This window comes from Chroococcidiopsis sp. CCALA 051, assembly GCF_003015105.1.
Taxonomy (GTDB): domain Bacteria; phylum Cyanobacteriota; class Cyanobacteriia; order Cyanobacteriales; family Chroococcidiopsidaceae; genus Chroococcidiopsis; species Chroococcidiopsis thermalis.
Genome location: NZ_PYCI01000003.1, coordinates 31,003 through 43,876, shown reverse-complemented (window position 1 = coordinate 43,876; position 12,874 = coordinate 31,003). Strand labels below are relative to the sequence as shown.

11 protein-coding genes are annotated in these 12,874 nt (G+C 42.5%); 6 read left to right on the top strand and 5 right to left on the bottom strand.

All coding sequences use genetic code 11. The features are described from left to right. Positions 1-54: 54 nt before the first annotated feature. Both C7Y66_RS01135 and C7Y66_RS01130 read right to left on the bottom strand, forming a co-directional pair. The gene (locus tag C7Y66_RS01135; RefSeq protein ID WP_233222475.1) at positions 55-738 is read right to left on the bottom strand and encodes a GntR family transcriptional regulator; all 684 of its coding nucleotides are present in this window, start codon (positions 736-738) and stop codon (positions 55-57) included. 180 nt (positions 739-918) lie between these two features. Next, positions 919-2,091: a hypothetical protein gene (locus tag C7Y66_RS01130; protein ID WP_146149723.1), complete on the bottom strand. Its 1,173-nt coding sequence runs from the start codon at positions 2,089-2,091 to the stop codon at positions 919-921. Between the two features lie 124 nt (positions 2,092-2,215). Here C7Y66_RS01130 and mnmG point away from each other — a divergent pair, with 124 nt between their 5' ends. The 3 genes from mnmG (at position 2,216) to C7Y66_RS01115 (ending at position 5,391) form a co-directional block, all read left to right on the top strand. Next, positions 2,216-4,138 carry a tRNA uridine-5-carboxymethylaminomethyl(34) synthesis enzyme MnmG gene (gene mnmG / locus C7Y66_RS01125; RefSeq protein WP_106544164.1) on the top strand — a complete coding sequence of 641 codons (1,923 nt, stop codon included), beginning with the start codon at positions 2,216-2,218 and terminating at the stop codon, positions 4,136-4,138. Between the two features lie 15 nt (positions 4,139-4,153). Beyond that, positions 4,154-4,759 carry a TIGR04376 family protein gene (locus C7Y66_RS01120; RefSeq protein WP_106544163.1) on the top strand — a complete coding sequence of 202 codons (606 nt, stop codon included), beginning with the start codon at positions 4,154-4,156 and terminating at the stop codon, positions 4,757-4,759. A 314-nt stretch (positions 4,760-5,073) separates the two neighbouring features. After that, positions 5,074-5,391: a hypothetical protein gene (locus C7Y66_RS01115; RefSeq protein WP_015154831.1), complete on the top strand. Its 318-nt coding sequence runs from the start codon at positions 5,074-5,076 to the stop codon at positions 5,389-5,391. A gap of 92 nt (positions 5,392-5,483) precedes the next feature. Here the strand turns inward: C7Y66_RS01115 and C7Y66_RS01110 are convergent, their stop codons facing one another. Together C7Y66_RS01110 and C7Y66_RS32765 are read right to left on the bottom strand one after the other, a co-directional pair. Next, on the bottom strand, positions 5,484-5,729 hold the full coding sequence (locus tag C7Y66_RS01110) for a hypothetical protein (RefSeq protein ID WP_146149722.1): 246 nt from the start codon (positions 5,727-5,729) through the stop codon (positions 5,484-5,486). Between the two features lie 270 nt (positions 5,730-5,999). Next, complete coding sequence (locus tag C7Y66_RS32765; RefSeq protein WP_255409915.1) at positions 6,000-6,122, bottom strand: hypothetical protein; 123 nt, start codon at positions 6,120-6,122, stop codon at positions 6,000-6,002. 12 nt (positions 6,123-6,134) lie between these two features. Between C7Y66_RS32765 and C7Y66_RS01105 the strand changes: the two genes are divergently transcribed. Next, a complete protein-coding gene (locus C7Y66_RS01105) occupies positions 6,135-8,546 on the top strand; it encodes an ATP-binding protein (protein ID WP_106544161.1) in 2,412 nt (803 codons plus the stop codon). Between the two features lie 63 nt (positions 8,547-8,609). Here C7Y66_RS01105 and C7Y66_RS01100 read toward each other — a convergent pair whose 3' ends face one another. Further along, positions 8,610-9,842, bottom strand: a complete 1,233-nt coding sequence (locus tag C7Y66_RS01100; RefSeq protein ID WP_106544160.1) for a glycerophosphodiester phosphodiesterase — start codon at positions 9,840-9,842, stop codon at positions 8,610-8,612. 633 nt (positions 9,843-10,475) lie between these two features. On the opposite strand from C7Y66_RS01100, the gene ligA reads away from it, so the two are divergent. After that, positions 10,476-12,503: an NAD-dependent DNA ligase LigA gene (ligA, locus tag C7Y66_RS01095; protein ID WP_233222473.1), complete on the top strand. Its 2,028-nt coding sequence runs from the start codon at positions 10,476-10,478 to the stop codon at positions 12,501-12,503. Positions 12,504-12,663: 160 nt separating this feature from the next. Beyond that, positions 12,664-12,819: a hypothetical protein gene (locus C7Y66_RS30805; RefSeq protein WP_158265842.1), complete on the top strand. Its 156-nt coding sequence runs from the start codon at positions 12,664-12,666 to the stop codon at positions 12,817-12,819. Positions 12,820-12,874: the final 55 nt, after the last annotated feature.

The following is a 12,874-nucleotide window of genomic DNA, read 5'->3' as shown; positions in this document are numbered from 1 at the left end:
TCATATCTAATCTTTGCATTGTGCCAGAACAAAACTATACACAATTTTTATGTTTTAAAAGTTTTTGATTTCTATTTTTTCTAAATGTTTAATCAATTCTTCCCCATCGACATTATGTTCCTTAGCAATTCGTTCGGCAATAGCTGTGTTTCCAGAACAAATTGCTTCAATTAATAACCTATGTTGCTCGATAATTTCTTCGACATCGGGAATCAGAGTATTACAAGAGGCAATATACAAGCGAATTTGTTGCCCGACAATTTGATATTGTTGTTGCAATCTCTGATGTTCTGATAGCTGGACGATCGCTTGATGTAAGGCAAAGTCTGCATCTGCAACTTTACCACGGCGATCGCTTTTTGTTGCCTCGATCAGTTGTTTTAAACTACTATTTAAAATTTCAGCTTTATCGGCTGTCATTGCAGCAGCGGCTAATTTGGCGGCTAAACCTTCTAATGCACTGCGTAACGTATACAGTTCCCAAGCATCTTGAGAACTCAGTTCCAACACAGCACAACCCTTGTAGGGAATTTGTACCACCAAACCCTCGTAAGTCAGTTGTTGTAGTGCAGAACGGATCGTTCCTCGACTGAGATTGAGTTGTTCTGATAGCGGAATTTCTAGCAGGCGCGAACCAGGCGGAAATCCACCACTAAGAATTTGTTCTCGAATCGCCTCGGCTGCTTGAATGTCCAAACTTTTCGCGACGATTGCTAGGTTAGAGTGTCTGAGTTCCACCACTTCGTACCTCAGAGAGTTAACACTAGGAAGAATGATAAATTGCTAATTGTAGATTGTCAACAATCTACAATCTCTGGTTACAATGGAATCTCGCACTACTACAAATTGTGGGGCGCACGAAATTGTGGGGCGCACGAGATTGTGGGGCGCACGGCTGTGCGCCCCTACAACGTATACTTACTTTGGAAGGCGATCGCCAATTTCTCCAGCCCAGGTTGCTAGTTCGTCTGTATTTACTGGGATTTTAGCTGGAGATATCTCAGAATGGTGTTGCTTATCGACCTCTATGCGTAGCTGGGTAATTCTAGCTGATAAACTACTCAAAATTGCTTGCGTTTGTTTGCGTAAAGAGCTAACTTCTTTAGCAAGACGCTGAGTCATTTCTGCATTTTGCTCGTAGCTTGCTTGTAGTTCTGAAGATGGCTGGCGATCGCAATTTTCAGTTTGTGCGGTTGAGGCTGTCGTAATTATACATTGGAGTTTTTGACTGACCGATTCAACCTCTCCTTTCAGAGATTTTGTGACGCGCTTAGATTCTGTCAAGCTATTTTTAACTTGTTCGTTCAGTTCTTCTAATTGTGCTATCCGATTTAAGAATTCAATGAATGGTAAACCATTAAATTGCCGCTCTAACTTTTGAACTTTTTCATTAACTTGCGACTGTTGAACTCGATCTTCGGCTTGAACATTTGAGTAACTTACTACCCGATCGCTTAAATCTTGAATTTGCTGAGTCAACGTCTGAAGGTTGTCGGGGGCTGGCGTATGGTTTTCGAGATTGTATAATAATTGTTCTTCTATATGAGTAATTTGTTCTTGTAAAATTAGCTGTGATTCTAGTATTTGACCCTGATTGTATTGTCGTTCTGTTCTTTTAATATTTGCTTCCAACCCGTTCAAAAGTTGTTGTAAATTTAAGTTTTGAGTATCAAGTCTGTATGGTTTTAAAAAGTCTTCGATAATAACAAATCGTTGTTGAATTTGAGAAAAATCTAAATATAGCTTATCAATTTCAGATAATGTAGCTTGAATGTCAGCAAGATTGACATCCCGAGATAGGACAAGCTGTTCTAGTTGAAAAAATCGATCTTGTGGCTGGCGACTTTCATGCAGATATTTTTGTTTAGATATATTAGCGTGCAGAGATAGAAATAAAAAAATAGGAGTTGAAATAGTAAAAATATTATTGCCTGAGAAAGAAGCAATAAAGCTAAGAATAGAAACTGCTATGAGTAAGTATTCTAATTTACCCAACCATTTGCGATAGAGAAGACTGAAAACACCAGACATAAAAGAATTTTTCTCAGATTCCGAGCTATTCACATCTAAATTAGAGTATGCTTGCGGCAAACCTCCTCAGTAAAACTGCTGGATAGTCTACAAATAGAATGTGAAGCGATCGCCAAAATTTCGGAGACGGTCGAAACAGTTACAATCGAGATTGGTAACTACTGCTTTCAAGTCAAGCAAGACCATGCGATCGCCTACTTCCGTTCAATTTCTCGATGCCTATGATGTCGTTGTCGTCGGTGCAGGACATTCTGGTTGTGAAGCTGCCCTAGCTGCGGCACGCTTGGGTTGTAAAACTTTGCTGCTGACGTTGAATCTCGATAAAATTGCTTGGCAACCTTGCAATCCAGCAGTAGGAGGTCCCGCTAAATCCCAACTCGTTCATGAAGTGGATGCTTTGGGTGGAGAAATTGGCAAAATGGCAGACCGCACGTATCTGCAAAAGCGGGTACTGAACGCCTCTAGAGGACCTGCTGTGTGGGCGTTGCGGGCGCAGACAGATAAGCGGGAATATGCGGCTGTGATGAAGCGCATCGTAGAGAACCAAGAGAATCTGACGATCCGCGAAGGGATGGTGACAGATTTAGTCCTGGGTGCAAACGATGAAGTTGTCGGGGTAGAAACTTACTTCGGCGTGGCGTTTGAGTGCAAAGCTGTTGTACTGACAACAGGAACGTTCCTCGGCGGACGGATCTGGGTAGGAAATAAATCCATGCCCGCCGGACGCGCTGGAGAATTTGCCGCAGAAGGATTGACGGATACTTTAAATAAGTTGGGTTTTGAAACCGGACGGCTGAAGACGGGAACTCCCGCTAGAGTAGACAAGCGATCGGTAGATTACAGTAATTTAGAAATTCAGCCAGGAGACGATCGAGTCGGCTGGTTTAGTTTCGATCCTCAAGTGTGGGTGGAACGGGAACAAGTGCCTTGCTACCTTACTCGCACGACAGCAGAAACCCATAGAATTATTCGAGAAAACTTACACATGTCGCCCGTGTATGGCGGCTGGGTGGATGCGAAGGGACCGCGCTATTGTCCTAGTATTGAAGATAAGATCGTCCGGTTTGCCGACAAAGAAAGCCACCAAATTTTTATCGAACCGGAAGGACGAGATATTCCCGAACTTTATATTCAAGGATTTTCCACAGGGCTACCAGAAGCAATTCAGTTGCAAATGCTGCGATCGCTACCTGGATTAGAAAACTGTGCTATGCTGCGTCCTGCTTATGCGGTGGAATACGATTATCTACCCGCAACGCAGTGCTATCCCACGCTGATGACGAAGAAAATTGAAGGCTTATTCTGTGCAGGACAGATTAACGGTACGACGGGTTATGAAGAAGCCGCCGCCCAAGGTTTTGTGGCTGGGGTGAATGCAGCGCGATTTGTCCGTCACCAAGAATTTATCGTATTTCCCCGCGAACAGAGTTATATCGGCACGTTAGTTGATGACTTGTGTACCAAAGACTTACGCGAACCGTATCGGATGCTGACCAGTCGTTCGGAATATCGGTTATTGTTGCGATCGGATAATGCCGATCGCCGTTTGACTCCCGTAGGGAGGGAGATCGGCTTAATTGACGATCGCCGTTGGGAATTGTTTACATGCAAGCAGACAAATATTGCCGCTGAAAAAGAACGGTTGCATACGACACGGCTGAAAGAACACGATGAGATCGGCATTGCGATCGCCTCTGCGACTCAACAAGCAATTAAAGGTTCGATTACTTTAGCCGATCTGTTGCGTCGTCCTGGTTTCCATTACACTAATTTAGAAACTCACGGATTGGGCAATAGCGATCTGAGTCTGGTAGAAAAAACAGCAGCGGAGATTGAAATTAAGTATTCTGGCTATTTACAACGCCAGCAAAATCAAATCGACCAAATCACCCGTCAAGCAAATCGCCCCTTACCTCCAGATTTAGATTATGGGGCAATTGACACCCTCTCGAAAGAAGCGCGGGAAAAACTTGCTAAAGTTAAACCGCTGACGATCGGACAAGCAGCGCGAATTGGTGGCGTAAATCCAGCGGATGTCAACGCACTGCTGGTTTACTTGGAGGTGCGTTCTCGTCGTACCTCTACTGAATCGACAGTATTAGCATAGACAGTAGGGTGGGCAATGCCCACCCTACATTTATTAATTGGAGTTCTCACAGTGGGTTTATTTGACGATTTCAGCCGTTTTTTAGAAAGCCGTTTAGAAGAATTCTTGCGGAACAATCCTCATTTAGAAATAGAAGCGCTATCGGAACAGTTGCGGCAACAAGAGGAAGATACTTTAAAGTTAATTGCAGAACTCCAGTTACAAGAAAAGCGATCGCAGGATGAAATTCTCACTACAGCACAAGAAATTCAAAAATGGCACATTCGGATTGAGAAGGCAAAAGCGGCTAATCGGCTTGACTTAGCAGAACCAGCACAGCAGCGAGAAGCAGCGTTATTGCGCGAAGGAAATCAACGCTGGGGACAAATGCAAGGAATTAAGGAACGGATTAGTCAAGCTAAAGAATTACTCAAAAAAGTGCAGCAACGCCGTCAGGAGGTACAAGCAAAAGCCGCACAAGTGCAGGCTAATCGTGCTACTCAGTCTTCTCAACGCTTTGATACGGCTGGCTGGAATCAAAGTCGCAGCTTCTCCAGCGGTGCAGACGATTTGGATGCAGCTTTTCGCCGTTGGGAAACTGACGATGAGTTGGAAAAGCTAAAACGGAACATGGGGAAATAAGGAAGTCAAAAGTTAAAAGGTAAAAGTCAAAATTCTGAAAACGAGATTTTTCAGATTTTCTTGCTAAATGCTGTTGCTGATATGGCGAGAGTTAATGTCTGTTGCCCAATCAACAAATTTTGAGGTGATATTTTTAACGCGCGATCGCAAAACTATCTTGTCTTAAGATCGTTCAGATTGATGGTAAAATAGTGCAATTTGGTAATTAACAGGTGTTTTATCATCAAAGTCGGGAATTTTATCTTATTAATTTAAGCTGTCAGCGGTTGGTTACAAGTAAAGATGAAAATATAGCTAAAGAGTATTATTAAAAAATGAAAACAAAAAAAAGATTCAATCAGCAAGAATTTCAAAAAATCCTTTCTGGATTATTTTTTCTACTAGGAATTCATCTAGCTATTTTAACGGTATTAAAAGTTGCAGCATTTTTCATTAGCATGTTTAATCCTCTGTTAGCTGCAAATACAATTTTAGTAGGATTCTATTTAGGAATATGGCAATTATTTTATGCAATTCCTATTATTTTGTGGTTAAAACGCACGCAACAGTGGGGCAGAATGAAAGGAGTCATTATTGGTACTGTAGTTACATTTATGACAAATATTTCTATTTTTATGAGTTTTTTAAACTGATAGAGACAACAAGTAACGAGCCAGAGAGTGATGTGTGGTGCGTAGCTAAATTCTTAGTATCTAGTCACCAGCCACTAGTCACTAACAACTGATTACGATTTTGTTTCATCCAAAAAACGATCGCCACTATCCGATCCAGATCGATCGCCAGGATAGCCAGCACCAGCTAGTAGATCGTCAATAACTTTACCAAAAATGCTTTTGTTAGAATTTGAACCGATCGCTAAAAACAATCCGCCTAATATATAAATAGGCAAGGGTAGGGACAACTGTTTCATCCAATCGAACAACTGAGCGATCGCAAATAGGATGAAAAAGCAGGCTATCCAGATCCTCATCTCCATCTCCTCAAAATTGTAGCTAGATAGAGGATAATCGATTTCTTCCCTAAATGACATCTTTTATTTGCGATCGCGCCAAGACGCAAAGACGCTAAGTGTCCTTTGCGCCTCTGCGTCTTTGCGTGACATTGCCTAGTATACAAAATATTGCAAAAGCTTGACATCATGAAGACTATACTCATTGTCTGGCAACAGAGGCGGTTGCTTAATTTAATATTAATTAGTGTAATAAAATATATGTTAAGAAAATCTCTATTTCTATAATTATTAATAGTTAATTTTCTGTAAATAGCTTTTAGTTACTAATTGTAAATCTAAGAAGAGTAAGTCAACAATGCAATTGTGAATGACGATCGCCACAGCGCGATCGCGGCTTCGATCGGGCAACAAGCTTAGAACTCTATGCGCTTTCTGTATAAATTCCTTACCCAAGTCTTAGGTAAGACTTCTTTACAAAATCTCCTTCTAACTGCTTTTGTGTTGCAAGTTATTGCAATAGTAGGATTAGTAGGAAATCTTTCGTTTCAAAATGGACAAAGGGCAGTCAACGATCTTTCCGAACGATTGCAAACTCAGATTGCCGAACGCCTTTACCTACAACTAAAAACTTATTTACAAACACCACATCTCCTCAATCAAGTTAATCAAAATGTCATTGAAGAGAATCTAGTAACAGCACCTTTAGCTGAATTTGAAAGCTTATTATTAAACCAAATGCAGTCGTTTGAGATCGTTCCCTATACAGCTTGGGGAAATCAGAAAGGAGAGTATGTCGGGATCGATCGCCTCACAGATGGCAGGCTGCATATTGAAGTTGTCAACGATCCATCTAATCCCAAATATTATACATATACAGTCAACAGTCAAGGACAGCGAGGAAAACTCGTTCAAGTCACTCCATATTACGATCCAAGAACTCGCCCCTGGTATCAAGAAGCAGTTCAAAAGGGTAAAGCTGCCTGGAGTCCTGTTTATATTTGGTTTAACCAGAAAGAAATGGCGATCGATGCAGTCTTACCAGTTTACGACCAAAACAGAAATTTACTTGGAGTCCTAGATACTCCTTTAAAACTCTCAAGAATTAGCAATTACCTACATCATATTCCAATTAGTAAATCGGGACAAATTTTTATCCTCGATCGCTCAGGTTTACTAGTAGCATCTTCAGATAGTTATCAGCCATTCTCAATTGTGCAAGGAGGCAAATTGCAACGCCTCAAAGCATCAGAAAGTAAAAATCCCTTGGTTCGATCTACGGCACGATATCTAACGACAAACTCGCACAAATTTATAAATACCGATCGCCCACAACGGCTAGAATTTAGCCAAGATCGTCAGCGATATTTTGTAGATATACATCCTTTTCAAGATAGTTGGGGGATTGACTGGCTGATAGTCGCAGTCATACCAGAAGCCGATTTCATGGAAGATATCTACGCCACGACTCGGACAACAGTTCTACTCTGTGTCGTGGCTTTACTCGTAGCAGTCATAATTGGAATTTTCACAACTCGATGGATTGCCAAACCAATTCAACGCCTAAATACTAGTGCTAAACATATTGCCAATGGAGAATGGGATAAAACCGTAGAAGAACTCGGACGTTCGGATGAAATTGGCGAACTGGCTAAATCCTTCAACAGTATGGCAGTAGAATTGCAAAAGTCTTTTGCCGAGATGCAAGACTTGAATGTAGCGCTATCAGCTAGCGAAAGGCAATTGCATCAATTTTTAGAAGCCGTACCCGTGGGCGTAATCGTTCACGATTCAAGTAGTAAAATTTCTTACGCCAATCAAACAGCACAACATCTACTCGGCAACATTATCTCAGATGCGACATCAGAGGAATTAGTGAAATTTTATCAGGTCTATCGCGGCGATCGCCCCTACCCGACTGAAGAATTACCAATGATGCGGGCATTAAAAGGCGAAACCGTTATTGTTGACGATTTATCGCTGCATCGAGATGATAACGTTCTTCACCTTGAAGTCCGCGCTACGCCAATTCGAGAGGATTGTGGCAATATTGTCTATGCTATCGTTGCCTTTACTGATATTAGCGATCGCCGACGAGCCGAGCAAGAAATCAGAGAATTAAATCAAAGCTTAGAACGCCGCGTTAGCGATCGCACAGCCGAACTTGAAGCCGTTAACAAAGAGTTAGAGGCATTTTCTTATTCAGTCTCCCACGACCTGAGAGCGCCATTAAGACAAATTGATGGCTTTAGTCAGATATTACTCAGCCGTTACACAGACAAGCTAGACGATCGCGGTAAAGACTATCTCCAGCGCATTCGCGGTAACACTCAGCAGATGGGCGAACTCATAGAAGGCTTGTTAGCTTTATCGCGGGTGAACCGTAGCGAGTTGCAACGCACGGAAGTCAATTTAAGTGAATTAGCCACCGAAATCGCCGCCAAGCTTCAGGAAACACAACCAGAAAGACAAATTACATGGGCGATCGCCTCAGAAATAATTGTCACTGGAGATACTAGACTGTTGCGCGTGCTGCTAGAGAATTTGCTCAGTAATGCCTGGAAATATACAGCAAATCAAAACCATCCTCGGATTGAATTTAATTTACAGCCAGAAAACGATCGCGTCGTGTATTTTATTCGCGACAACGGTGCAGGCTTCAATCAAAATTATGCTGACAAACTCTTTGTAGCGTTTGGGCGCTTGCATTCACCCGCTGAATTTCCTGGTATTGGAATTGGATTAGCCACCGTCGAACGGATCGTTCACCGTCATGGAGGACAAATTTGGGCGGAAGGTAAGGTGGGAGAGGGTGCAACTTTCTATTTCACGCTTTAAAGATCGCGCAAAGACGCGAAGACGCTAAGCATACTTAGCGCCTTTGCGCCTTTGCGTGACATTTTACAAACAAGGATTTCCCGTACCCCCAGGATTCCAAACCCGGCGATTTCTACTTTGTTGGCTGTACTTTGGATTTTGCGTTCCACAAGCAACACGGTTGCGGACGATAAAAGCTGTATCTGGGTTGTCGCTAAATAAGCCATCTACACCCAAGCGATAAAATTGCTCGTATTCGGCTTCTGGGTTATTGTCGTAGTCGATCGCTAAAAAGAAGGATTCGTTGCGGAAAGTATACGGATGGACAAGTAAACCTGCGGCGTGTGCGTCATCGACTAAAGATGTTGGTTCTGCTGCTAAACGTCTATCAGCTTCGCTAAGTTGTCCGTCGCCGTTGACATCATCTGGCTTGCCATCTCCATTTTCATCCACAGGTTCGCTGGGAATAATTAATCTTTTAAAAGGTCCAATTCCATCTGCATATTCGGCAATCTTTTCTAATTCTTCAGGAGATGTTAGATCGCCATAGGTACGCGAATCGCCGCTGACGACAAAATCGTAGGGTTTGGCATCAACTTCATCGAATAATTGTACCAGTGGAACATCGACCAATTTGTTTAATTGCTTTAGATTGGCAGTTTCAAAAGATTGAATAAATACTGGATCGTCAGCATCATTCAAATTATTTTTTCGCAATACTTTGGCTAAAGGCTCTTCCAAAGATAAATCGATAGAATCAAAGTAAGTAGGATGTTTTGTTTCAGGATAAATTCCGATGACTCTTCCAGTTTCAATACTTTTGCGCTTAGCTAGATCGATAACTTCTTGCAAAGTTGGTACTTCATAAAGTCCGTCAAATTGTGCCGAACCTGGACGCAATTCGGGTATGCGTTCTTTAGCTCTAAGAGTTTTAATTTCTGCTAAGGTAAAATCTTCGGTAAACCATCCTGTATATTCTATACCGTCAATGGTTTTAGTCGTTTTGCGCTTGGCAAATTCAGGGCGATCGCTAACATCTGTTGTTCCGGTAATATCATTTTCATGTCGTGCAATTAGCACCCCATCTTTAGTAGAAACCAAATCCGGCTCGATATAGTCTGCACCCATTGCGATCGCTAACTCATATGCTGCTAAAGTATGCTCTGGACGATAGCCGCTTGCACCTCTGTGTCCGATAACAATTGGCGGTTTTCCTGTTAAAGTATCTGCTGGCGATCGCTGCGCATCCACTCTATCTGCACCAACTAGCGCTACAACTGCTGATGCTAGCACGATTAAGCGAGAAAGACGCAACATATTTTCACTCCTCATGACAAAGTGGTAATTGGTAATTGGTAATTGGTAATTGGCGATTAATTCTCAGGAGGACTGGTTGGTAATTCAACCAATCATTAAATTAGCTATACCTCAGTGAATATACGGTTTTATAATTAAGACCTGTTTAACTAAAAATTAAAATCATTTTTATTAGTTCCAATAATTAATATTCTGAAATATAGTAGTTCTATTGAATGCGTGAAATATCAATGTATAGTGGGCAATGCCCTTTGAACAAACCACTTATTGTTTGCGAACGATCTGGAATTGCTATAAATATCAAATACACAGATCGAGTCAATCTTTAGGTTATGTGTTTATAGAATTCAATTTACGTAATTAAATTTGCTTGATTTATAGTAATTCTCGATTGTATGGATGACATTTGTAGGGGCGCACAGCTGTGCGCCCCTACCAGACGTGTATTGCATCCAATTGAAAACCGCTATTAAACTTGTCAGGAAAAACAATCAAGATTTAGTGAGATTTTCTACAGTTTATTGCGTAGAATAGTACAAAAAAACTAAGATCGGTTCTCCATAGAGGCGACGATATTGATTAAACTCAGTAACCTAGAAAAGAATGCTAAGTGCGATGTAGAAGGAGATGTTGGTGGAACAGCGAGTACGGGAATTGCAGCAGTTATTACAGAACGCTAGCTATGCTTACTACGTCCTAGACAACCCGATAATGGAAGATTCGGTCTACGATCGCCTTTATCGAGAATTACAAGAACTTGAAACCCAATATCCGCACTTAATCACCCCTGATAGTCCAACACAACGGGTGGGAGAAAAACCCGCTACCCAATTCTTCTCAGTGCGTCATAACATCCCGCTTTACAGTCTGGAAAATGCCTTTAACATTGACGAATTGAAGGCTTGGGAACAACGGTGGCGGCGCACTGCGCCTGTAGAGACGTTGCACGCAACACCTCTACAAGAATACGTCTGCGAACTCAAAATTGACGGCTCGGCGATCGCCTTAACTTATGAAAATGGTTTACTCGTGCGGGGGGTAACTAGGGGTGATGGCGTGATGGGTGAAGATATTACCCAGAATGTCAAGACAATTCGTGCGATTCCTTTGCGGTTGCAGGTGGAAAATCCTCCTACAAAGGTAGAAGTGAGAGGAGAGGCATTTTTACCCCTAGATGTATTCGAGCAAATCAATCAAGAGCGATCGCAAAAGGGCGAACCACCATTTGCTAACCCTCGTAATGCGGCGGCGGGGACGTTGCGCCAACTCGATCCTCGCATTGTCGATAAACGGCGATTGGATTTTTTTGCTTATACGTTACACGTTGCTGGTAGAGATGATGCGAGTGTCTACCAAACTCAATGGGAAGCTTTAGAGTTATTACAGCAGATGGGGTTTAAGGTGAATCCCCATCGCAAGTTATGCCCTACAGTGCAGGAAGTTGCGGAATATTACCAATATTGGGATACCGAACGGTTAAATTTACCATACATGACCGATGGGGTAGTGGTGAAGATAAATTCTCTACCCCTCCAAGAGCAATTGGGATTTACGCAAAAGTTTCCCCGTTGGGCGATCGCCTTAAAATATGCAGCCGAGGAAGCTCCCACCCGCGTCGAAGAAATTGCGGTGAATGTAGGGAGAACGGGGGCGTTGACTCCGATGGCAATTATGCGTCCAGTGCAGTTGGCAGGAACGACGGTTTCTCGCGCGACTTTACATAATAGCGATCGCGTGGCTCAATTGGATATCCGCGTCGGCGATACGGCAATTGTCCGTAAGGCTGGGGAAATAATACCTGAAGTCGTGCGGGTATTGCCAGAACTACGCCCCGCCGGAACCCAACCTTTTCAAATGCCTACCCACTGTCCGACATGTAGCCAACCCGTTATCAAAGAAGGGGCAGTTACGCGCTGCGTCAATGCTTCCTGTCCGTCAATTCTCAAGGGAGCCTTGGAACACTGGGTGAGTCGAGATGCTTTAGATATTAATGGCATGGGGGAAAAGCTAGTACATCAATTAGTCGATCGCGGTGTGGTTCATTCTGTTGCCGATCTCTACAATCTGGATGCTGAAAAACTAATGCAGTTAGAACGCATGGGGCAGAAGTCAGCGGAAAAATTGGTGCAGGCGATCGCCGCTTCTAAAACTAAACCTTGGTCGCGGGTATTATATGGTTTGGGTATTCGTCACGTAGGTAGCGTCAACGCTCAGGTATTGACCCAAAAGTTTTTTACAGTCGAGCAGTTAGCAGCAGCAAAAACCACAGATATTGAATCAGTTTACGGAATTGGCGCAGAAATTGCTCATTCGGTCTACGATTGGTTCCGCATTCCAGCAAATCAGTCTTTAATTGCTCGACTGCAAGCAGCTGGTTTGAAGTTAGCTGGGGAAGCAGTTGAAGAAACGGCTCGACAAAACGATGCATCCTTACCACTAGGGGGTAAAACTTTCGTTATTACTGGAACTTTACCCACACTGAAGCGGGATGAGGCAAAAGAATTGATTCAAAAGGCTGGAGGTAAGGTTACAGATTCAGTCAGTAAGAAAACAGATTTCCTTGTCGTCGGTGAAGAAGCTGGCTCTAAATTAGACAAGGCACAAAAACTGGGAATTTCAATACTAAGCGAAGCACAGTTGATGGAAATGGCAAACAGTTGACAGCGATCGGTAAAAAGTGAGTCATGAGAAGAACTCACAAAAAAATTAATGAATTTTTTCGTATTAATACTGAGGTTAGTTAAAAAAACTTGCCCTCCTAATAGTGAAGGTAGAAAGTATAAAAACTAGACATCTTACTTGATACTTTAGCTTTTAGAAAATGAATAGAAATACCACTTATTATTTTGGTTGCAGCTTTATGCAATATTTACATTGGCATACTTCTGCATCAAAGTCAGCGCGATCGCCCGCTAACACACAGTTAGCCACCAACTGCCATTCTCAAACCAACAGCATCGCCCAAACAGAAAGCTGAACCCACCACTCACCGATCGCTGTTGAGCTGTATCAAGTTCTACTAAACCTGGAGC